Here is a 21,376-nt window from a genome sequence, read left to right as displayed (position 1 = left end):
GCCAGAAAATAGGGCCAGATCAGAAGGACTCCCATGGCCCGACTTGCCCGGCTGGCACTCGCCGGCTTGCCCCACCACGTCATCCAGCGGGGCCACCACCAGCAACCGATCGTTCTCGACGACGAAGACCGGCGGTTGTTCCTGCAGATCCTGCGCGAGAGCAGCATTGCGCACCAGGTCAGCGTCCATGCCTATGCGCTGCTGGACGACCACGTCCACCTGCTGGCCACGCCCCAGGCCGACTCAGGCCTGAGCGCGATGATGCAGGCGGTGGGGCGGCGCTACGTGGCGGCCTTCAACCGGCGTCATGCCAGGCGCGGGACGTTGTGGGAAGGGCGGTTCCGAGCCACCGTCCTCGAGCCGGAACGCTACCTGCTGCCTTGCATGAGCTACATCGAGCTGCATCCAGTGCGCCATGGCCAAGTGGTCCAGCCGGAACTCTTTCCATGGTCGAGCAGTGCGCACCATCACGGCTTGCGGACCGACCCGCTGGTGAGTGATCACAAGCTGTTCTGGGCGCTTGGCAACACGCCCTTCGACCGGGAGGCGCGGTATCGCGCGCTGCTGGCGCAAGGGCTGAGTTCCCTGCAGGTGAAGGACATCACCCATGCCACGCAGAAGGGCTGGGCGCTCGGCTCGCCGGGGTTCGTCGCAGGCCTGGCCCAGCAAACCGACCGCAGGTTGAGCGCGAAGCCCCGGGGTCGGCCGCGAAAGATTGATGTGTCCCCAATTAAATGAATACCGCAAAGCCAAGCACATTAATTGGAGCCTGACCCTTTTTATTTAGATTGAACCCCTCCGCGGCGCGCAGTATCCTCCGGGCATTCCCTTACGATGACACGGAGAGCGCCATGACCCAGGCCGCCCCGGGGACGACTGCCCCCCAAGAAATCGCAGCTGCCAGCGAATTCGGTCTGTACAACCCCGCCAACGAACACGACGCCTGCGGCGTTGGTTTCGTGGCGCACATCAAAGGCCAGAAGGCGCATGCCATCGTCGAGCAGGGTCTCAAGATCCTCGAGAACCTCGACCATCGCGGCGCGGTCGGCGCCGACAAGCTGATGGGCGACGGCGCCGGCATCCTGATCCAGATCCCGGACGAGTTCTACCGGGAAGAGATGGCCAAGCTGGGCGTGGCGCTGCCGCCGCCCGGTGAATACGGCGTGGGTATGGTGTTCCTGCCGAAGGAGCATGCCTCCCGCCTGGCGTGCGAGCAGGAACTCGAGCGCGCCGTCAAGGCCGAGGGCCAGGTGCTGCTCGGATGGCGCGACGTGGCGGTGGACCGCGACATGCCCATGTCGCCCACGGTGCGCGCCAAGGAGCCGGTGATCCGCCAGATCTTCATTGCCCGCGGCCCGGACGTGATCGTTCCAGACGCGCTGGAGCGCAAGCTCTACGTGATCCGCAAGACGGCGTCGGCGGCGATCCAGAAGCTCAAGCTCACCCACAGCCACGAGTACTACGTGCCCAGCATGAGCTGCCGCACGGTCATCTACAAGGGCCTGCTGCTGGCCGACCAGGTGGGCAAGTACTACAAGGACCTGCAGGATCCGCGCACCGTGTCGGCCCTCGCCCTGGTGCACCAGCGCTTCTCGACCAACACCTTCCCGGAGTGGCCGCTCGCGCACCCGTACCGCATGGTCGCCCACAACGGCGAGATCAACACGGTGAAGGGCAACTTCAACTGGATGCGCGCCCGCGAAGGCGTGATGAAGTCGCCGGTGCTCGGGGACGACCTCGCCAAGCTGTACCCGATCACCTTCGAGGGCCAGTCGGACACGGCCACCTTCGACAACGCGCTCGAGCTGCTCACGATGGCGGGCTACCCGCTCGCGCACGCGGCCATGATGATGATCCCCGAGGCGTGGGAGCAGCACACGCTGATGGACGAGCGCCGTCGCGCGTTCTACGAATACCACGCGGCGATGCTGGAGCCGTGGGACGGCCCGGCCGCGATGGTGTTCACCGACGGCCGCCAGATCGGCGCCACGCTCGACCGCAACGGCTTGCGCCCGGCGCGCTACATCGTCACCGACGACGACCTGGTCGTCATGGCCTCGGAGTCGGGCGTGCTGCCCATCCCGGAGCACAAGATCGTCAAGAAGTGGCGCCTGCAGCCGGGCAAGATGTTCCTGATCGACTTCGAGCAGGGCCGCATCGTCGACGACGAAGAGCTGAAGAACCAGTTCGCCTCGGCCAAGCCGTACCGCCAGTGGATCGAGACGGTGCGCATCAAGCTCGACACCATCGAAGCCGCCGGCCAGCCCGAGACCTTCTCCGAGAGCCTGCTCGATCGCCAGCAGGCCTTCGGCTACACCCAGGAAGACATCAAGTTCCTGATGAGCCCGATGGCGCAGCTGGGCGAAGAAGGCATCGGCTCGATGGGCAACGACTCGCCGCTCGCGGTGCTGTCTGACAAGAACAAGCCGCTCTACAACTACTTCAAGCAGCTGTTCGCCCAGGTGACCAACCCGCCGATCGACCCGATCCGCGAAGCGATCGTGATGTCGCTGGTCTCGTTCGTGGGCCCGAAGCCGAACCTGCTCGACATCAACGCGGTGAACCCGCCGATGCGCCTGGAAGTCTCGCAGCCCATCCTGGACTTCGACGACATGGCGCGCCTGCGCTCGATCGAGCAGCACACCGGCGGCAAGTTCCAGACCTACGAGATCGACATCACCTACCCGCTCGCCTGGGGCAAGGCCGGCGTGGAGGCCAAGCTCGCGTCGCTGTGCGCAGAAGCGGTGGACGCCATCCGCACCGGCCACAACATCCTGGTCATCACCGACCGCAACGTGTCGCGCGAGCAGGTGGCCATTCCTGCGCTGCTGGCGCTGTCGGCCATCCACCAGCACCTGGTGCGTGAAGGCCTGCGCACGACGGCCGGTCTGGTGGTCGAGACGGGGTCCGCGCGCGAAGTGCACCACTTCGCGGTGCTCGCCGGCTATGGCGCCGAAGCGATCCACCCGTATCTCGCGATGGAAACGCTGGCCTCCCTGCACAAGGAGCTGCCCGGCGAGCTGTCGGCCGAGAAGGCGATCTACCACTACGTCAAGGCGATCGGCAAGGGCCTGTCGAAGATCATGTCCAAGATGGGCGTGTCGACCTACATGTCCTATTGCGGCGCGCAGCTCTTCGAAGCCATCGGCCTCGAGAAGGGGCTGGTCGACAAGTACTTCCGCGGCACCGCCTCGCAAGTGGGCGGCATCGGCGTGTTCGAAGTGGCCGAAGAGGCCATCCGCATGCACCGCGCCGCCTTCGGCGACGACCCGGTGCTCGCCACCATGCTCGACGCCGGCGGCGAATACGCCTGGCGCACCCGCGGCGAAGAGCACATGTGGACGCCCGATGCGATCGCCAAGCTGCAGCACGCCTCGCGCGCCAACAAGTTCGAGACCTACAAGGAATACGCGCAGATCATCAACGACCAGTCGCGCCGCCACATGACGCTGCGCGGCCTGTTCGAGTTCAAGTTCGACCCGAGCAAGGCCATTCCCGTCGAAGAGGTCGAGCCGGCGGCCGACATCGTCAAGCGCTTCGCCACCGGCGCCATGTCGCTGGGCTCGATCTCCACCGAGGCCCACACCACGCTGGCCATCGCGATGAACCGCATCGGCGGCAAGTCCAACACCGGCGAAGGCGGCGAGGACCCGGCGCGCTACCGCAACGAGCTCAAGGGCATCCCCATCAAGGCCGGCACCAAGGTGTCCGAGGTGGTGGGGGCCAAGGTCATCGAGGCGGACTACGAGATGAAGGAGGGCGACTCGCTGCGCTCCAAGATCAAGCAGGTCGCCTCGGGCCGTTTCGGCGTCACCGCCGAATACCTGGCCTCGGCCGACCAGATCCAGATCAAGATGGCGCAAGGCGCCAAGCCGGGCGAGGGCGGCCAGCTGCCGGGCGGCAAGGTGAGCGAATACATCGGCTTCCTGCGCTACTCGGTGCCGGGCGTCGGCCTCATCTCCCCGCCGCCGCACCACGACATCTACTCGATCGAAGACCTGGCGCAGCTGATCCACGACCTGAAGAACGCCAACAGCCGCGCCGACATCTCGGTGAAGCTGGTGTCCGAAGTGGGGGTGGGCACCATCGCGGCCGGCGTGGCCAAGGCCAAGGCCGACCACGTGGTGATCGCCGGCCACGACGGCGGTACCGGCGCTTCGCCGTGGAGCTCCATCAAGCATGCCGGTACGCCCTGGGAGCTGGGCCTGGCCGAGACGCAGCAGACGCTGGTGCTCAACCGCCTGCGCTCGCGCATCCGCGTGCAGGCCGACGGCCAGATGAAGACCGGCCGCGACGTGGTGATCGGCGCGCTCCTGGGCGCCGATGAGTTCGGCTTCGCGACCGCGCCGCTGGTGGTCGAGGGCTGCATCATGATGCGCAAGTGCCACCTCAACACCTGCCCGGTGGGCGTGGCCACCCAGGACCCGGTGCTGCGCCGCAAGTTCCAGGGCAAGCCCGAGCACGTCGTCAACTACTTCTTCTTCGTCGCCGAAGAGGCGCGCCAGATCATGGCGCAGCTGGGCATCCGCAAGTTCGACGACCTCATCGGCCGCGCCGACCTGCTCGACACCAAGAAGGGCATCGAGCACTGGAAGGCCAAGGGCCTCGACTTCAGCCGCATCTTCCATCTGCCGCAGGTGGCGGCCGACGTGCCGCGCCGCCAGGTCGAGACGCAGGACCATGGCCTGGCCCGCGCGCTGGACGTCAAGCTCATCGAGAAGTGCAAACCCGCGCTCGAAGGCCGGGAGAAGGTGCAGGTGCTCGAGGAAGTGCGCAACGTCAACCGCACCGTGGGCGCCATGCTGTCGGGCGAACTGGTGCGCCACCACCCCGAGGGCCTGCCCGACCACACCATCTTCATCCAGAGCGAAGGCACGGGCGGCCAGAGCTTCGGCGCGTTCCTGGCCAAGGGGATCACGCTGTACCTGATCGGTGATGCCAACGACTACACCGGCAAGGGCCTTTCCGGCGGCCGCGTGGTGGTGCGCCCGAGCATCGACTTCCGCGGCGATGCGACGAAGAACACCATCGTCGGCAACACGGTGCTGTACGGCGCCACCGAAGGCGAGGCCTTCTTCCGCGGCGTGGCCGGCGAACGCTTCGCGGTGCGCCTGTCGGGTGCCACGGCGGTGGTCGAAGGCACCGGCGACCACGGCTGCGAGTACATGACCGGCGGCACGGTGGTCGTGCTGGGCCGCACCGGCCGCAACTTCGCGGCCGGCATGTCGGGCGGCATCGCCTACGTATACGACGAGGACGGCCAGTTCGCCAAGCGCTGCAACACCTCGATGGTGGCGCTCGACAAGGTGCTGCCGGCCGACGAGCAGCGCGCCACCCAGGACCAGGCGATCTTCCATCGCGGCGTGGCTGACGAGGTGCTGCTGCGCAAGCTGATCGAGGACCACCACCGCTGGACCGGCTCGCTGCGCGCCCGCGACATCCTCGACCACTGGGCCGAGGCTCGCGCCAGGTTCGTGAAGGTGTTCCCGCACGAGTACAAGCGCGCGCTGGGCGAGATGACCGCGGCCAAGGAAGCCGACGCGACCATCGCCAAGGCCAAGGCCAGCGAAGGCAAGAAGACCACGAAGGCCGTTGCCGGCAAGTAAGGCAAGGCAAAAAGCCAGAACGAGAGAACCACGATCATGGGAAAAGTCACCGGCTTCCTGGAATACGAGCGCATCGAGGAGGGCTACGCGCCCGTCGAGCAGCGGCTCAAGCACTACAAGGAATTCGTCATCGGCCTCAAGGCCGAGGAAGCGAAGGTCCAGGGTGCGCGCTGCATGGACTGCGGCACGCCGTTCTGCAACAGCGGCTGCCCGGTCAACAACATCATTCCGGACTTCAACGACCTCGTGTACCGCAACGACTGGGCCAATGCCATTCGCGTGCTGCACTCGACCAACAACTTCCCGGAGTTCACCGGCCGCATCTGCCCTGCGCCTTGCGAGGCGGCCTGCACGCTCAACGTGAACGATGACCCGGTGGGCATCAAGTCCATCGAGCACGCGATCATCGATCGCGCCTGGGAAGAGGGCTGGGTGGTGCCGCAGCCGCCCAAGCGCAAGACCGGCAAGAAGGTCGCCGTCGTCGGCTCCGGCCCGGCCGGCATGGCCGCCGCGCAGCAGCTGGCGCGGGCGGGCCATGACGTCGTGGTGTTCGAGAAGAACGACCGCGTCGGCGGCCTGCTGCGCTACGGCATTCCCGACTTCAAGATGGAGAAGTCGCACATCGACCGCCGCGTCAAGCAGATGGAGGCCGAGGGTGTGGTGTTTCGCACCGGCGTGCTGGTAGGCCACCTGCCAGAAGGCAGCAAGGTCACCAACTGGGCCAAGGAGATCGTCTCGGCCGACCAGCTGAAGGCAGACTTCGATGCCGTGCTGCTGGCCGGCGGCGCCGAACAGTCGCGTGACCTGCCGGTGCCCGGCCGCGACCTCGACGGCGTGCACTTCGCGATGGAGTTCCTGCCGCAGCAGAACAAGGTCAACGCGGGCGACAAGCTCAAGGGGCAGATCCGCGCCGAAGGCAAGCACGTCATCGTGATCGGCGGCGGCGACACCGGCTCCGACTGCGTGGGCACCAGCAACCGCCACGGCGCGGCAAGCGTCACCCAGTTCGAGCTCATGCCCATGCCGCCGGAGCAGGAGAACAAGGCGCTCACCTGGCCCTACTGGCCGTACAAGCTGCGCACCTCGTCCAGCCACGAAGAAGGCTGCGAGCGGGAGTTCGCCATCGCCACGAAGGAATTCATCGGCGAAAAGGGCAAGGTGGTCGCGCTCAAGACCGTCCGCGTCGAGTGGAAGGACGGCAAGATGGCCGAGGTGCCGGGCAGCGAGCAGACCCTCAAGGCCGACCTCGTGCTGCTGGCCATGGGTTTCGTGAGCCCGGTGGGCACGGTGCTCGACGCCTTCGGTGTCGACAAGGACGCGCGCGGCAATGCACGGGCCAGCACCGAGTTCTTCGGCGGCTACAAGACCAACGCCGACAAGGTGTTCGCCGCCGGCGACGTGCGACGCGGGCAGTCGCTGGTGGTGTGGGCCATCCGCGAGGGCCGGCAGGCAGCCCGGGCGGTCGACGAGTACCTGATGGGCGCCAGCGACCTGCCACGTTGAGCCGGCCTTCATCCGGAGCCAAAAGCCGCCCGCGATACTCGCCGGCGGCTTTTTCCTTGTTTGCGCGGGCTGGCGAGCCCGCGAGTGTTTTCCCCTATCATCGGCTGCGCGGTGTTTCCTGACACCGCTTTTTCATGCTCCGGCCATGACAAATCCAACAGCGCCGCTGTCTTCCGAACCCCCCCTCGTCGAACTGCGCAATGTCACCTGCGGCTACGGCGAGCGGATCATCCTGCGCGACGTGGACCTCAAGGTGCCACGCGGCAAGGTCGTCGCACTCATGGGCACCTCGGGCGGCGGCAAGACCACCGTGTTGCGCCTCATCGGCCGCCAGCTGGCGCCGATGCGGGGTCAGGTGCTGTTCGGCGGCACCGACCTCGCCACGCTCGACCGCGACGGCCTGTTCGCCGTGCGCCGGCGCATGGGGATGCTGTTCCAGTTCGGCGCCCTGTTCACCGACCTCTCGGTGTTCGACAACGTGGCCTTCCCGCTGCGCGAGCACACCGACCTGCCCGAGCGCCTGATCCGCGACCTGGTGCTCATGAAGCTCAACGCCGTGGGCCTGCGGGGTGCGCGCGACCTCATGCCCAGCCAGGTGTCGGGCGGCATGGCACGGCGCGTGGCACTGGCTCGCGCCATCGCGCTCGACCCTGATCTCATCATGTACGACGAACCGTTCGCCGGGCTCGACCCGATCTCGATGGGCGTCGCGGCCCGCCTCATACGAGAACTCAACGACGCGCTCGGCGTGACCAGCATCGTCGTGTCGCACGACGTGGACGAAACCTTCTCGATCGCCGATCACGTGGTGTTCGTCGCCAACGGCCGCATCGCGGCACAAGGCACGCCGCAAGAGATGCGCCATACCGAGGATCCGCTGGTGCGCCAGTTCGTCGATGCGGCGCCGGACGGCCCGGTGCGCTTCCACTACCCGGCCACGCCGGTGGCCGAGGATTTCGGCGTGCGAGGCCAGACGGGAGCGCAGCCATGAGCTGGTGGAAACCTGCGGACGTCGGCTACGCGGTGCGGGCCGAACTGGCCGACATCGGTCATGCGGCGCGGCTGCTCGGCCGGTTGTTCGCGTTGCTCGGCGCGACCTTGCGCCGCTTCCGCCTCGTGGTGGACCAGATCCACTTCCTCGGCAACCACTCGCTGGCCATCATCACCGTCTCCGGCCTCTTCGTCGGTTTCGTGCTGGGCCTGCAGGGCTACTACACCCTGCAGAGGTACGGCTCGTCCGAGGCGCTGGGCCTGCTGGTGGCACTGTCGCTGGTGCGCGAACTCGGGCCGGTGGTCACGGCGCTGCTGTTCGCGGGCCGCGCCGGCACGTCGCTCACGGCCGAGATCGGTCTCATGAAGGCCGGCGAACAGCTGTCGGCCATGGAGATGATGGCGGTCGACCCCATTCAGCGCGTGCTGGCGCCGCGCTTCTGGGGCGGCGTGATCGCGATGCCCTTGCTGGCGGCGGTGTTCAGCGCCGTCGGCATCATCGGCGGCTGGCTGGTGGGTGTGGTGCTGATCGGCGTGGACGAAGGCGCGTTCTGGTCGCAGATGCAAAGCGGCGTGGACGTGTTCAAGGACGTGGGCAACGGTGTCGTCAAGAGCATCGTCTTTGGCATCACCGTCACCTTCATCGCCCTGTTGCAGGGCTACGAATGCCAGCCCACGCCCGAGGGCGTGTCGCGGGCCACCACACGCACGGTGGTGATGGCCTCGCTGGCCGTGCTCGGCCTCGATTTCATACTCACCGCGATGATGTTCTCGATCTAAGCGGTTCGCGGAGCTAGTGATGCAGAAAAGCAGATACGACGTGTGGGTGGGCCTGTTCGTGCTGATCGGCGCGGCAGCCATCCTGTTCCTTGCACTGAAGGCCGGCAACCTGCTGAGCCTCTCGTTCGACCGCACCTATTCGGTCGCCGCCGACTTCGACAACATCGGCGGGCTGAAGCCGCGTGCCCCGGTCAAGAGCGCCGGCGTGGTGGTGGGCCGTGTGGCCTCGATCGGCTTCGACGACAAGACCTACCAGGCGCGCGTGGTGCTCGACCTGGAGCAGCGCTTCAGCTTCCCGAAGGACAGCTCGGCCAAGATCCTCACCTCCGGCCTGCTGGGCGAGCAGTACATCGGCCTGGAGCCCGGTGCCGAAGAGAAGAACCTCGCAGCCGGCGACGTGATCAAGGCCACGCAGTCGGCCGTCGTGCTCGAAAACCTCATTGGCCAGTTCCTCTACAACAAGGCAGCCGACGCCGGCACGGAGGGCAAGAAATGAGCCTCGTGCATGGGGGGCGGCTGCTGTTGATGGCCGCCTCGATGGCCCTGCTCGCCGGCTGTGCCACGGTGTCCAACCGCGGCGATCCGCTCGAGCCGATGAACCGCAAGATCTTTGCCTTCAACGAGGCTGTCGACGAGCACCTGCTCAAGCCGGTGGCAACCGCGTATGCCGACTTCGTGCCCAAGCCGGTGCGCAACGGCGTCGACAACTTCTTCAACAACATCAAAGATGCCTGGTCTGCCGTCAACCTGTTCCTGCAGGGGCGCGTCCAGGACGGCCTGAACGACATGATGCGTTTCGGCACGAACAGCGTGTTCGGCTTCTTCGGCATTGCCGACCCGGCCACTGAAATGGGGCTGGAGCGCCACGGCGAGGACTTCGGTCAGACGCTGGGCAAATGGGGTGTGCCACCGGGGGCCTATATCGTGTGGCCCATCCTGGGCCCGTCGACGGTGCGAGACTCGATCGGCCTGCCGGTGGACCAGGCGGCTTCGCCCGACTTCCTCACCAGCCCGACGCGTGTGCGCAACCAGCTCACCGCCTTGCGGGTGGTGAATGCCCGATCCAACCTGCTGGGCGCGTCGCAGGTACTCGACGACATCGTGCTGGACAAGTACACCTTCATTCGCGACGGCTACCTGCAGCGCCGTCGAAGCCTGGTGCACGACGGCAACCCTCCCGAGGAAGAGGGCGAACGTTACGACCTGGAACCTTCCGATACGGATGCCGATGCCAAGAAGGCCGCGCCCGCCGCCCAGCCTGGGAGCGCGCCGGCCTCTGCTGCGCCGGGGGCGCAAAAGTAAACCTCTGCAAACGTGAGGGGGCGCGGTGAACCTGCCGTCGCCGTCGCACGTTGAGCAGGTCAACCGCCGCGCCGCGCGAACTCCGCTGGCGCGGTGAGTTCAAACCGGGGCCCCCAGGGGCAACTCGCGAAAGGACCCATCAATGTTGAAACGAATCCTGACTGCTCTCGCTCTCGTTGGCATGGTCGCCGCTGGTACAGCCCACGCAGAGGCGGCCAAGCCCGACGAACTGATCAAGCAGGTCTCCAACGAGGTGATCGACACAGTGAAGGCCGACAAGGCCATCCAGGGCGGCGACGTCAAGAAGATCATGGCGCTCGTGGACAGCAAGGTGCTGCCGCACGTCAACTTCCGCCGCATGACCGCATCGGCCGTGGGCCGCTACTGGCGCCAGGCCACGCCGGACCAGCAGCAGCGCCTGCAGGACGAGTTCAAGGTTCTGCTGGTGCGCACCTATTCCGGCGCCATCGCCCAGGTGCGCGACCAGGTGGTCGAGCTCAAGCCCATGCGTTCCAAGGCCGAGGACACCGAGGTCATCGTGCGCACCGAAGTGAAGGGCAAGGGCGATCCGATCCAGCTCGACTACCGCCTCGAAAAGGCGGGCGACGCCTGGAAGATCTACGACGTGAACGTGCTGGGTGTGTGGCTGGTCGAGAACTATCGCAACAGCTTCGCGCAGGAGATCAGCGCGAACGGCATCGACGGCCTGATCGCCAAGCTGGCCGAGCGCAACAAGTCGGCCGGCACCAAGAGCTGAGCGAGCGCACGGACCATGCTGCTGCTGCCCGCCGCACTCACTGAACGAGAAGCCCGCGACACGCTGCGCATGCTCAAGGCCGCACTGCAGCAGGAGGCGGCGGGGCCGGCCGAGCTGCTGTCGGTCGACGGGTCGCAGCTGCAGCGGTTCGACTCCAGCGCGCTGGCCGTGCTGCTCGAATGCGAGCGCATGGCACAGGCCTGGGGCAAACGGTTCGAGGTCAAGCACCTGCCCACCAAGCTGGTGGAACTGGCGAAGGTGTATGGCGTGGACGCAGCGCTGCCGATCGCGCAGGCCTGAAGACCACGCACGGCGACGACGCCGGAAGGCAGACGACAAACGGCCCGCACATGCGGGCCGTTTGCTTTGCAGCCGCTTGCTCTTTGCTCTATTCCGCCTGCGCGTAACGCTTCGCGCGCAGGTTCCTCTTGATCTCCTGCAGCATCGGCCGAAGGTTTTCGCCGAGCCGCAGCGCCACGCCGGTGGTCAGGATGTCGATCACGATGAGGTGCAGCAGGCGCGACACCATCGGGCTGTAGCGGTCGTAGTCCTCGGGGTGGTCGGCCGCCAGAAGGATTTGCGCGTGCTGCACCAGCGGTGAACCGCTGGCGGTGATGACGATGGTGGTGGCGCCCTTCTTCTTGGCGATCTCTGCGGCGTCGAGCAGGTCGCGGCTGCGTCCGGAGTTCGAAATGATCACCGCACAGTCGCCCGGCCCCAGCATGGTGGCGGCCATCACCTGCACATGGCCGTCGCTGTAGGCCACCGCGTTGACCCCCAGGCGAAAGAACTTGTGCTGCGCGTCCTGGGCGACGATGCCCGAGTTGCCGACGCCGTAGAACTCGATCTTGTGACCCAGCTTGCCGGCTTCGGCGAGGGAAGCGATGGCGCGCTCGAAGGCGTGGCTCGCCGCATCGTTGCGGTACTTGAGCAACGCCGACACGGCGTTGTCGACCACCTTCACGATCAGGTCGCCGGCCTTGTCATCCACGTCGACCGAGCGGTGCACGAAGGGCACCCCTTCATTCACGCTGCCGGCCAGCTTGAGCTTGAAGTCGGCAAGGCCGTCATAGCCGACGCTGCGGCAGAAGCGCACCACGGTCGGCTTGCTCACGTGCGAGCGCTCGGCCAGCTCGGCCACCGGCAGGCTGGCAAAGCTGCGCGGGTCGGCGAGCACCAGCTTGGCCACCCGCTGCTCGGCGGGCGGCAGCGCCGGGATCGAGGCGCGGATTCGATCGAGCATGGTGCTCATCTCACTCTTCTTCGAACCAGGCGAAGCCGTCGCGTGCCACCAGCGCGCTGGCGGCGGCAGGTCCCCATGAGCCGGCGGCATAGGTACGCGGGCCGGTGGTGTCCTTGCGCCAGGCATCGAGGACGGGCTCGACCCAGCGCCAGGCCTGCTCCTGCTCGTCGCTGCGCACGAACAGGTTCAGGCGACCGGCAATCGCGTCGAGCAGCAGGCGTTCATAGGCGCCCACGCGGTCGGTGGGAAAGGCCTTGTCGAAGTCCAGATCGAGGAACACGGGCGACAGTGCCTCACTCTGGCCGGAGCCCTTGGCGGCCGACAGGTGGAGCTCCAGTCCGTCTTCCGGCTGCAGCTTGATCACCAGCTTGTTGGCCCGGTTGGTGCCCGGGAAGATCGGGTGCGGCACCGGCCGGAAGTTGACGACGATCTCGGCGTCGCGCGCGGCCAGGCGCTTGCCGGTGCGCAGGTAGAAAGGCACGCCGGCCCAGCGCCAGTTCTGCACCTCGGTGCGCAAGGCCACGAAGGTCTCGCAGTGGCTGCCTGCGGGCACCTTTGTTTCTTCCAGGTAGCCGGGCACCGGCTTGCCGCCCGACATGCCCGCGCGGTACTGGCCGCGCACCACGTCGCGCGCCACGCTTTCCTCGGTGAAGGGCTTGAGCGACCGCAGCACCTTCAGCTTCTCGTCGCGGATCGCATCGGCGTCGTTCGACGACGGCGGCTCCATCGCCACCATGGTGAGCAGCTGCAGGGCGTGGTTCTGGATCATGTCGCGCAGGGCGCCGGTGCGATCGTAGAAGTCGCCGCGCGTGCCCACGCCCAGGCTTTCGGCCAGCGTGATCTGGATGTTGGCGATGCACTCGCGCCGCCACAGCGGCTCGAACAGCGCATTGCCGAAGCGCAGCGCGGCAAGGTTCTGCACCGAAGGCTTGCCTAGGTAGTGGTCGATGCGGAAGGCCTGGTTCTCGTCGAACACCGAACGCACGACGCGGTTGATTTCCTGTGCACTCCGCAGGTCGTGGCCCAGCGGCTTCTCGAGCACCACGCGAACGCGTGGCGTGTTGAGGCCGGCAACCCCGAGCTGCTCGCAGATCTGCGGGAACAGATGCGGGCTGGTCGCGAGATAGAGCACCACCGTGTCGGCATTGCGCTCGCTCAGCCATTCCTTCAGGCGCTGGTAGTGGTCGGGCTGAGACAGATCCATGCGCCGGTAGTGCAGCAGTTCGGCGAACCGGTCGAACTCCTCGCTGCTCGGGCGCTTGGCGTCATCGACTTCCTGGAACCGCGCCTTCAACCAGGCGCGGTACTGCTCGTCGCTCTGCTCGTCTCGCGCGACGGCAAGGATGCGGCCGCCGGCGGGGAGCTTGCCGTGCCGGAATGCCTGGAAGAGTGCGGGCATCAGCTTGCGCCAGGTGAGGTCGCCGGTGCCGCCAAAGAAGACTAGATCAAATGACATGGTGTATGAAACAAAGTTTCACGCGCATGATGCCGACCAGAGGCGGATCCGTCAATGGGCGTGGTTCCTGGGGGCGTGTGATAGCCGAGGCTGGTTGTTGGTTTCCTCGGGGTTACGGGGTAACGCGGTTACGATGAGGCGTCTCAGCCGGTGTTCACCAGGGTGCAACCGCCAAGCGCGACAATCCCTGCCTGTTTCCCGTCGCTGTGTACGCCACAGGCCACCATGCCAACTCAACTCGACCAGCTCAAGCAATACACCACTGTCGTCGCGGACACCGGCGACTTCAAGCAACTGGCGCAGTTCGCGCCGCAGGACGCGACCACCAACCCCTCGCTCATCCTCAAGGCCGTGCAGAAGCCCGAATACGCGCCGCTGCTGTCCGAGGTGGTGGCGGCGCACAAGGGGCAGCCGCTCGACGCGATCGTCGACCGGGTGCTGGTGCGTTTCGGCCTCGAGATCCTCAAGGTCGTGCCAGGCCGGGTGTCCACCGAGGTGGATGCGCGCCTGAGCTTCGATACCGCGGCAACCATTGCCCGCGCGCAGCGCATCATGGGACTGTACGAAGCGGCCGGCATCGGCCGCGACCGGGTGCTCATCAAGGTGGCCTCCACCTGGGAAGGCATCCAGGCGGCCCATGCGCTCGAGCGTGAAGGCATCCGTTGCAATCTCACGTTGCTGTTCGCGTTCTGCCAGGCCGTGGCCTGCGGAGAGGCGGGCGTGCAGCTGATCTCGCCTTTCGTCGGCCGCATCTACGACTGGTACAAGAAGGCCGCCGGCCCGGCATGGGACGAGGCGGCCAACGCAGGCGAAAACGACCCCGGCGTGAAGTCAGTCGCGCAGATCTACCGCTACTACAAGAAGTTCGGCATCGACACCGAGGTCATGGGTGCGAGCTTCCGCAACGTGGGGCAGATCCTTGCGCTGGCCGGCTGCGACCTGCTCACCATCAGCCCCGACCTGCTCGCACAGCTGCAAGCCAGCGACGCACCGGTGGCCCGTGCGCTCGACGCTGAAGCCTGCAAGACCTGCGACGCCAAGGCCGTGACCTACAACGAGGCCAGCTTCCGCTACGCGCTCAACGAAGACGCAATGGCGACCGAGAAGCTGGCCGAAGGCATCCGGGCTTTCGCCGCCGATGCCGCCAAGCTCGACCACATGATCCGCTCGCTCTGATGAACAACGCCCCTCGCTGCGACAACACCCTGGCATGGACCGCGCTGCGCGGTCACTATGAGGCCCACGGCCGCGACTTCGACCTGCGTGAAGCGTTCGCACGCGACGCGGGCCGCTTCGAGGCCTTCGGCATCGAGGCCCCGGAGGTCTTTGCCGACCTGTCGAAGAACCGCTGGGATCTTGCGACCTTCAAGCTGCTGCTCGAACTCGCCCGCGAGTGCCGGCTCGAAGCACGACGCGATGCCATGTTGTCCGGCGAGGCCATCAACACGACCGAGGGTCGTGCCGTGCTGCACACCGCGTTGCGCGCGCCGAAGGGGCAGGGCCCTTTCAGCAGCGACGTGCATGAGGTGCTCGACCGCATGCTCGCGTATGTGGAGCGGGTGCGCGACACATCGGCCAGCGGCATCCGCCACGTGGTCAACATCGGCATCGGCGGCTCCGACCTCGGGCCGCAGATGGTGGTGCCGGCGCTCGATGCCTACTGCCGCCGTGGCCTGCATTTCCACTTCGTGTCCAACGTCGACGGCCATGACATCTCGCCGGTGCTGCGCGAGCTGAATCCGGCCGAGACGTTGTTCATCATCGCCTCAAAGACCTTCACGACTCAGGAGACGATGGCCAACGCGCATGTCGCCAAGGCCTGGTTCCTGGCCAACGGCGGCACCGACACGCGCAGGCACTTCGTCGCCACCACCACCAACGTGAAGGCGGCTGCCGAGTTCGGCATCGACACCACCTTCGGCTTCTGGGACTGGGTGGGCGGCCGCTATTCGCTGTGGTCGGCCATCGGCCTGCCGATCGCGCTGGCCGTGGGCGCGGACAACTTCCGCGCGCTGCTCGCTGGCGCACATGCGATGGACCAGCACTTCGCGCAGGCGCCGCTCGAGAGCAACCTCCCGGTGGTGCTGGGCCTGCTCGATGTCTGGTATCGCAACTTCCATGGCTTCTCGAGCCGCAGCGTTGCGCCGTATCACCAGGGTCTCAAGCGCCTGCCGGCCTATCTGCAGCAGCTCGAGATGGAAAGCAACGGCAAGTGCGTCGACCTGTCGGGCGCGCCGCTGCCCTACGGCACCAGCCCGGTCGTGTGGGGCGAGCCGGGCACCAACGGCCAGCATGCCTACTTCCAGATGCTGCACCAGGGCACCGACGTGATCCCGGTGGAATTCATTGCGGTGAAGCGACCGATCCACGAACACGCCGACCTGCATGCCAAGCTGCTGGCCAACTGCCTGGCGCAGTCGCAGGCGCTGATGCAGGGCAAGACCACTGATCAGGCGCTGGGCGACAAGGCTCCCACCGCCTCCCGCGAGCTGGACCCGGGCGTCGTGGCGCGGCATCGCAGCTTCCCCGGCAACCGGCCGAGCACAACGCTGCTGCTCGAGCACCTGACGCCCCGCTCGCTGGGAGCGCTGGTGGCGCTGTACGAGCACCGTGTGTTCGTGAGCGGCGCGCTGTGGGGCATCAACAGTTTCGACCAGTGGGGCGTCGAGCTGGGCAAGGCGCTGTGCAACGACCTGCTGCCTCGTTTCGCCAACGGCGACACGCAAGGCCTCGATGCCTCGACTGCCGGGCTGCTGAAGAGGCTGGTCGCATGAAGGCTGTCGTTTTCGACTTTGGCGGCGTGGTGTTCCGCTGGCAGCCGCTGCAGCTGCTGCAGCAGGTGCTGCCCGCGCATGCCCGTGACGAGGCGAGCGCGCGCGAGGTGGCTGCTCATGTCTTCCAGAGCTTCGTGCCACACAGTGACTGGGCCGAGTTCGATCGCGGCACCGTCAGTGCGCCGGAGCTTGCCGAGCGCATCGCCTTGCGCACCGGCCTCAGCGTCGCAGAGGTGGGGGCGGTGATCGATGCGATCCCCCCGCACCTGGAGCCGGTCGCCGGCACCGTGGCACTGATGCGCCGCCTCAAGGACGCAGGCCACCCGCTGTTCTACCTGTCCAACATGCCCGCCCCTTATGCAGACCACCTCGAGCGCAGCAACGAGTTCTTTTCGTTGTTCGATGGCGGTGTGTTCTCGGCCCGCGTCGGGCTCATCAAGCCGGATCCGGCGGTGTTCGACCTGATGTGCTCGCGCTTCGGCATCACCCCCGCCGACAGCGTCTTCATCGACGACCATGCCGGCAACATCGAGTCGGCCCAGGCCTGCGGCTGGCAGGCAGTCCACTTCCAGAGCGCCTCGCAATGTGAAGCGCAGCTGGCCGAGAACGGCTGGCTCTGACTGACCTTTCGGGAATCGTCGCTCCGAAAGGAGCGACGAAGAAGAAGTCTGGTCGGGGTGAGAGGATTCGAACCCGATGCGACTTCAGCCAAAGCCTGTATTCATGCGGTTTGCGGCCGCGCCGCAATCCTCGTGTGCCACGCAGATGTGACACAACGGGACTCTAGCATGCATGCTTGGCGCTGTGCACTGCCTTAAGCGGCTGGCGCCTTTGCCTTGATTCCGTCTCGCCCCTTACGGAGGACGGTTAGGAGTTCGTGACCCGCTGGGGTCACCATGATCTGTCCGTTGGGGTAGCGGTGAATGAAACCGAGGTCAATCATCCGTTCCAGCGCGGTAATGCGAGCTGAATCGTGCTCAGTTAGGACAGTCGCATCGATGCTGCTCTCCTGGTTGGCGGCGAGACCGTTGGCAAGGGCATCCAGCGCCTCGATCATTTCCTGCTCCAAAGGCCGGAAGCCCAAATGGTCCTTCGCGGCCTTCGAGGCAAGCATGAGCGCTTCAGGATTGACACGCCAGCCAGATGAGCCATTGCCAAGGACTTCGGCTGAAACTCCAAGGGGCTGATTCGAAGCGGGGGATAGCTGCGCAAACTCTTCAGTCGCATGCGTGGCAAGAGGGTGTGTTTCTGAGAGCCTTCGCTGCAACTCAGCCACGGTTTGCTGAAGTGCTGCATTCTCAGCTTCCAAGTCTTGTCGCTGTTGCACCCATTGAGCTTGGCGACGTCGAAGTTGTTCGCGCAACTCCGTTGCTTGGTCCACGGTCAGCACCTTGGTCCCATCGATTTCGGCGGCGAGTGCTCGCATCTCGTTCTGCCGTCTCTTGTGATGCGCCATCACGTGCTTGGCGAGGGGAAGGTACAGATAGATGTACGCCAAAGCCGTGAGCGCCGGGTACGCTATGCCACGCAGAGTGCCCATGTCCCACCCCGGGTAAAGCTGGGTCTCAATGAACGAGACTTTGTCCTTATACGGGCCGTCCCCAAAGACCACGAGGATCAGCTTGAAGTTCCAGATGCCCCAGGAGATTACGAAGGCGCCGGTGAGCGGGCTGGCGACTCGCTCCTGTATCTGAGAACGAACAGCGCCAAGCAGTTCCTTCAATGTTTCGACCACGAACCCACCCGCAAAGATTGTTTTGTCGGCGAATCGTAGCGACATGGTGGGTGGTCGCGCATCTGGATTTAGTGGCCAGGCCCCACCGCGATAAAAACAGAGGGCCGCCAGCGCACCTCTGTTCCCCGAGTCTCAATCGCCACCCGAGACCATGCGGATCACTGCATAGACCATCCAGGCGAGGACGGCTATAGCCATGAGGGGGCCGATCATGCTGCGACCCCCATGGTCTCCACGGCTTGCAGGCAGTACCGCTTGACGGTCGCAGTCGAAAGCCCGAAGTGCTCCGCGGTCTGGGCGATGCTGGCGCCTTGCTGGAACCTCCAGGCAGCGACCTCTCGGGGGTCGCCCTCCATGGGCCGACCAAGTGAGGTCTTGCCCTTATGGGTCTTGCCCGTGGCCGCCAGGGACTCACGCGCCTTCTCGCGTCCCGCGGCCGTGCGCTCCGCGATGCGCTGGCGCTCCATGTCGGCAATCTGGGCCAGGACCGAAATGATGATCTCCCCGGCCCCCTTGGCGATGCGTCCGAGACCACGAATCTCCACGGCGACACCCTTGGTCAGGAGGTCCCGTACGGTCGTTTGCACATCAATAGCATCGCGGCCCAGGCGGTCCACCGCATAGACGTGCAGCTCGTCGCCCTTGCGGATGTACGCCAGGAGCTTGGCGAACCCGGGCCGCTGGACCGCTGGAGTCGCCCCGGAAACGCCGTGGTCCTCGAACTCCTCATCGAACCCGCCGCCCATGGCGTGACGTTGGGCGTCTATGGATTGATCGGCGGTCGAAACCCGGTAGTAGGCGATCCGTGCCATCGTGGCTCCTGTGGCTCAAAAGAATCCACAAATTGTGAGCCATGGGTCATAAATGCGTCAAGTGACTTGTGAGCCTTCTGGGGCGACTTATCGGCCCCGGGTCACAAGGTACAAGTTTTGAGCCTTCTAGGTCCGCCTGCGAGAGGCGCGATGCAGCGGCACGTGCGGCGTCCACGGAAAGCGTCGGACTCTTGTGTGCGCACACTACTGAAGCTTCTCGTCCGGACGTTCGGGTAGCTGTGCGAGGTCAGCGTCCAGCGCCACGATACCAATCGGTGGCAGCTCTCGAAGGTTCTGCCCTGGCCCGGTTGGCATGCTTCTACGCATATGGGGCAGCATGGTCCGAATGATGGCTGCCAGGTCGAGGCCGTTCGCGATAGTCGGAATGACGTCTCCGCCTCGTTCCCGCTGCATTCCAAGGTAGAACCGCTGGTCACCTGCCATCTTGTGAACACCCCCCTTCCGATTCCTCCACGCGACGATGCATCTTGGCCCGACGGTCCCGTCCAGTGTTCCGCTGTGAACATCAAGATTTAGCGCAGCCAGGCGGTCTGCCACTGCTGTGTGAGAGATCCGTCCGTTGTCGCATGCGCGGATGAGCCGAACAAGGTCTCGTGCCCACGATCCTCCACGTTATAGGTACGTGATACCGGATCCTGCAATGGCGATTCGCGGAGTCCTTTGTGTGCCCTCCACTACCCAACGCGTACAACGGAAGAAGCACTTCCGGCGACCTTCTGTGGAGACGACATCGATGGAGTACATCCTCGCAACGCCGTCAATGAATGCCGGGATCAATACGTTGTGGCTTACGTCCTGCCCACCTGGAAGGGTGAGAAGGTGGTGAGGGAGCTGCCGTTGAAGCGCTCCAGCCAAGAGTTCTATCGAACGTTCAATCGGCAGACTTCGCCCGCGAAGCACGGAACTCATCCAGTCAGCGGGTTCTGTTCCTCCTATCGTGGTCCCGAGTCCGGCATATCCTAGGATTGCGACACCATCCGATGCTTCCAAGAACATTAACTTGCGTGCGTCGTCTCTAGGCGGCCGGCCTCGATAGGTGAGCCGGCGGTCAGCGAGCAGCCAGAGAGTTTCGGGGCCATTCACGGTCAGTATGAATGTCACGATTGTTCCGCTTTCAGTTCTAGCCGGGCCCTGCCGTCAGGCAGGTTGCTCCCTTCGCGACTGATAGCTCGTCCATCGTGCAAGCGATGTGCGAGAGGGCAATGCGCTGGACTGTACGACTTTGCGAGCCGAAGCCCTCGCTCACGACTTGGGGGGCAGGGGGGAAACCAAGCGTTCGTGCCGCCCGAAACCACTCCGCAAATCTTCGGGGTGAAAATTGAGTCCGCCGAAAAGAGTACTGGCCGAGGGCAGACGATTCTGAGGGGCAACATGGGGCAGGCAAAGCGCAAGCGTGATGAGTTTCTGAAAGCACACCCGACTTGCATCTTCTGCGGCGGTGGCGCTGTGGCGACAACTGAGGAGCATTGCCCGCCCCGTGCACTCTTTCGCGACAGGGCTTGGCCAGAGGGCTTCGTGTTTCCTGCATGTGCAGCGTGCAACGCCGGGACGTCAGACCACGACTTGGTAGTTGCGTTTCTCGCGCAGCTTGATCCGGCGGCCGATGCGTCAAAGCTGGCGAGAGGTGAGGGCCTCATGCGCCAAGTGGCGCGACAGATGCCGCAAGTGCTGCACGAGATGTTCACCTCATCTGCCGTCGAAGCGCGTACCAATGCACGCCGCCTTGGTCTGCGGCCAGAGCCGGGGCAGACCTATCAGGAGCTAGGCGTTGTCAACGTGCCAGAGGCTGCGCACATTGCCGTCCGCATTCTTGCTACCAAGCTCACAAAGGCCGTGTACTACCAGCGCACGGGTTCGATCTTTCCCGTCGGTGGCGGCATCATGTTCCAGTGGTTCACGAATGCGCAGAAGATGGAACACGGAAGGATCGTGCTTCTCGAAGCGCTATCGCGCATCGCGACCATGTCCGAGCCACTGACGCGGGGTGGCAGGGACCTGAAGGATCAGTTCGATTTCTTGTACTCGGTCGAGAAGGAGGGGGCCTTGCACATGCTGCAAGTGACCTTCGGAAAGGTCTTTGGATTCGTGACCATCTTCAGCCAGACGCCCGGCCGGCTTGAAGCGATGGAAGACCAAATCAAAGAACGGACGGGTTCGATGGACAGTCCGTTTGAGTTCCTCAGCACGAATAGAGGGATGCCTTAGCAGCAAGCTCGTCGGTGCGGCCCGCCCTCTCGAGGCGGATAGGAGAGGGCCCCCAGCGGTCCCTGTAGCGTATCCGTCCGGCCAACTCACCTTGAACGGCCCGTGCCCGGCAGCCAGGATGGTGCCCACCAAACAAGTTAGGTGGACACCATGTCAGACGCCAAGCCGGCCAGCCGCCGGCGTCACGACGCA

At 65.3% G+C, this 21,376-nt stretch carries 17 protein-coding genes; 13 read left to right on the top strand and 4 right to left on the bottom strand.

Annotation, left to right across the window (positions count from 1 at the left end):
• Nucleotides 1-33 precede the first annotated feature (33 nt).
• From E8D38_RS03735 to E8D38_RS03695, 9 genes are all read left to right on the top strand, one after another.
• Nucleotides 34-738, top strand: a complete 705-nt coding sequence (locus E8D38_RS03735; protein WP_140626403.1) for a transposase — start codon at nt 34-36, stop codon at nt 736-738.
• 113 nt (nt 739-851) lie between these two features.
• A complete protein-coding gene (locus tag E8D38_RS03730; RefSeq protein ID WP_140626402.1) occupies nt 852-5,606 on the top strand; it encodes a glutamate synthase-related protein in 4,755 nt (1,584 codons plus the stop codon).
• A gap of 36 nt (nt 5,607-5,642) precedes the next feature.
• The gene (locus tag E8D38_RS03725; RefSeq protein ID WP_140626401.1) at nt 5,643-7,109 is read left to right on the top strand and encodes a glutamate synthase subunit beta; all 1,467 of its coding nucleotides are present in this window, start codon (nt 5,643-5,645) and stop codon (nt 7,107-7,109) included.
• A 145-nt stretch (nt 7,110-7,254) separates the two neighbouring features.
• Nucleotides 7,255-8,100 carry an ABC transporter ATP-binding protein gene (locus E8D38_RS03720; protein WP_181178913.1) on the top strand — a complete coding sequence of 282 codons (846 nt, stop codon included), beginning with the start codon at nt 7,255-7,257 and terminating at the stop codon, nt 8,098-8,100.
• A complete protein-coding gene (gene mlaE, locus E8D38_RS03715) occupies nt 8,097-8,879 on the top strand; it encodes a lipid asymmetry maintenance ABC transporter permease subunit MlaE (RefSeq protein WP_140626400.1) in 783 nt (260 codons plus the stop codon). Before E8D38_RS03720 ends, mlaE begins: the two co-directional genes overlap by 4 nt.
• A 19-nt stretch (nt 8,880-8,898) precedes the next feature.
• A complete protein-coding gene (mlaD, locus tag E8D38_RS03710; protein ID WP_140626399.1) occupies nt 8,899-9,375 on the top strand; it encodes an outer membrane lipid asymmetry maintenance protein MlaD in 477 nt (158 codons plus the stop codon).
• A complete protein-coding gene (locus E8D38_RS03705) occupies nt 9,372-10,181 on the top strand; it encodes an MlaA family lipoprotein (RefSeq protein WP_140626398.1) in 810 nt (269 codons plus the stop codon). The genes mlaD and E8D38_RS03705 overlap by 4 nt, the downstream gene beginning before the upstream one ends.
• A gap of 142 nt (nt 10,182-10,323) precedes the next feature.
• Complete coding sequence (locus E8D38_RS03700) at nt 10,324-10,938, top strand: MlaC/ttg2D family ABC transporter substrate-binding protein (RefSeq protein WP_140626397.1); 615 nt, start codon at nt 10,324-10,326, stop codon at nt 10,936-10,938.
• Between the two features lie 15 nt (nt 10,939-10,953).
• Nucleotides 10,954-11,238, top strand: coding sequence for an STAS domain-containing protein (locus E8D38_RS03695; protein WP_140626396.1), 285 nt, complete (start codon nt 10,954-10,956; stop codon nt 11,236-11,238).
• A gap of 88 nt (nt 11,239-11,326) precedes the next feature.
• On the opposite strand, the gene E8D38_RS03690 is transcribed toward E8D38_RS03695, so the two are convergent.
• Together E8D38_RS03690 and zwf are read right to left on the bottom strand one after the other, a co-directional pair.
• Nucleotides 11,327-12,181, bottom strand: coding sequence for a MurR/RpiR family transcriptional regulator (locus E8D38_RS03690; protein ID WP_140626706.1), 855 nt, complete (start codon nt 12,179-12,181; stop codon nt 11,327-11,329).
• 10 nt (nt 12,182-12,191) lie between these two features.
• Nucleotides 12,192-13,637, bottom strand: coding sequence for a glucose-6-phosphate dehydrogenase (gene zwf / locus E8D38_RS03685; protein WP_140626395.1), 1,446 nt, complete (start codon nt 13,635-13,637; stop codon nt 12,192-12,194).
• Between the two features lie 225 nt (nt 13,638-13,862).
• On the opposite strand from zwf, the gene tal reads away from it, so the two are divergent.
• The 3 genes from tal to E8D38_RS03670 are packed head-to-tail and all read left to right on the top strand — an operon-like array spanning nt 13,863 to nt 17,031.
• Nucleotides 13,863-14,813, top strand: a complete 951-nt coding sequence (gene tal, locus E8D38_RS03680) for a transaldolase (RefSeq protein ID WP_140626394.1) — start codon at nt 13,863-13,865, stop codon at nt 14,811-14,813.
• The gene (gene pgi, locus E8D38_RS03675; RefSeq protein ID WP_140626393.1) at nt 14,813-16,411 is read left to right on the top strand and encodes a glucose-6-phosphate isomerase; all 1,599 of its coding nucleotides are present in this window, start codon (nt 14,813-14,815) and stop codon (nt 16,409-16,411) included. Before tal ends, pgi begins: the two co-directional genes overlap by 1 nt.
• On the top strand, nt 16,408-17,031 hold the full coding sequence (locus E8D38_RS03670; RefSeq protein ID WP_140626392.1) for an HAD family hydrolase: 624 nt from the start codon (nt 16,408-16,410) through the stop codon (nt 17,029-17,031). The genes pgi and E8D38_RS03670 overlap by 4 nt, the downstream gene beginning before the upstream one ends.
• A 194-nt stretch (nt 17,032-17,225) precedes the next feature.
• Here E8D38_RS03670 and E8D38_RS03665 read toward each other — a convergent pair whose 3' ends face one another.
• Together E8D38_RS03665 and E8D38_RS03660 are read right to left on the bottom strand one after the other, a co-directional pair.
• Entirely contained in the window at nt 17,226-18,191 is a 966-nt protein-coding gene (locus E8D38_RS03665) for an MreC domain-containing protein (RefSeq protein WP_140626391.1), read from the bottom strand.
• Nucleotides 18,192-18,355: 164 nt separating this feature from the next.
• Nucleotides 18,356-18,958 carry a recombinase family protein gene (locus E8D38_RS03660; RefSeq protein WP_140626390.1) on the bottom strand — a complete coding sequence of 201 codons (603 nt, stop codon included), beginning with the start codon at nt 18,956-18,958 and terminating at the stop codon, nt 18,356-18,358.
• A gap of 1,299 nt (nt 18,959-20,257) precedes the next feature.
• Here E8D38_RS03660 and E8D38_RS03655 point away from each other — a divergent pair.
• Complete coding sequence (locus E8D38_RS03655) at nt 20,258-21,184, top strand: hypothetical protein (RefSeq protein ID WP_140626389.1); 927 nt, start codon at nt 20,258-20,260, stop codon at nt 21,182-21,184.
• The last annotated feature ends 192 nt before the right edge of the window (nt 21,185-21,376 follow it).

It is taken from the genome of Methylibium rhizosphaerae, assembly GCF_006386545.1.
In the GTDB taxonomy this organism is placed as follows: Bacteria; Pseudomonadota; Gammaproteobacteria; order Burkholderiales; family Burkholderiaceae_C; genus Pseudorivibacter; species Pseudorivibacter rhizosphaerae.
Note: the sequence above shows the minus strand (reverse complement) of the source record. Positions and strands in the feature narration are given on the sequence as shown.

Coding starts and splice junctions, on each gene's coding strand:
- E8D38_RS03670 (WP_140626392.1), top strand. CDS start 16,408: ATGAAGGCTGTCGTTTTCGACTTTGGCGGCGTGGTGTTCCGCTGGCAG.
- E8D38_RS03700 (WP_140626397.1), top strand. CDS start 10,324: ATGTTGAAACGAATCCTGACTGCTCTCGCTCTCGTTGGCATGGTCGCC.
- pgi (WP_140626393.1), top strand. CDS start 14,813: ATGAACAACGCCCCTCGCTGCGACAACACCCTGGCATGGACCGCGCTG.
- E8D38_RS03725 (WP_140626401.1), top strand. CDS start 5,643: ATGGGAAAAGTCACCGGCTTCCTGGAATACGAGCGCATCGAGGAGGGC.
- E8D38_RS03735 (WP_140626403.1), top strand. CDS start 34: ATGGCCCGACTTGCCCGGCTGGCACTCGCCGGCTTGCCCCACCACGTC.
- mlaE (WP_140626400.1), top strand. CDS start 8,097: ATGAGCTGGTGGAAACCTGCGGACGTCGGCTACGCGGTGCGGGCCGAA.
- E8D38_RS03720 (WP_181178913.1), top strand. CDS start 7,255: ATGACAAATCCAACAGCGCCGCTGTCTTCCGAACCCCCCCTCGTCGAA.
- zwf (WP_140626395.1), bottom strand. CDS start 13,637: ATGTCATTTGATCTAGTCTTCTTTGGCGGCACCGGCGACCTCACCTGG.
- E8D38_RS03730 (WP_140626402.1), top strand. CDS start 852: ATGACCCAGGCCGCCCCGGGGACGACTGCCCCCCAAGAAATCGCAGCT.
- E8D38_RS03695 (WP_140626396.1), top strand. CDS start 10,954: ATGCTGCTGCTGCCCGCCGCACTCACTGAACGAGAAGCCCGCGACACG.
- mlaD (WP_140626399.1), top strand. CDS start 8,899: ATGCAGAAAAGCAGATACGACGTGTGGGTGGGCCTGTTCGTGCTGATC.
- E8D38_RS03705 (WP_140626398.1), top strand. CDS start 9,372: ATGAGCCTCGTGCATGGGGGGCGGCTGCTGTTGATGGCCGCCTCGATG.
- tal (WP_140626394.1), top strand. CDS start 13,863: ATGCCAACTCAACTCGACCAGCTCAAGCAATACACCACTGTCGTCGCG.
- E8D38_RS03665 (WP_140626391.1), bottom strand. CDS start 18,191: ATGTCGCTACGATTCGCCGACAAAACAATCTTTGCGGGTGGGTTCGTG.
- E8D38_RS03690 (WP_140626706.1), bottom strand. CDS start 12,181: ATGCTCGATCGAATCCGCGCCTCGATCCCGGCGCTGCCGCCCGCCGAG.
- E8D38_RS03660 (WP_140626390.1), bottom strand. CDS start 18,958: ATGGCACGGATCGCCTACTACCGGGTTTCGACCGCCGATCAATCCATA.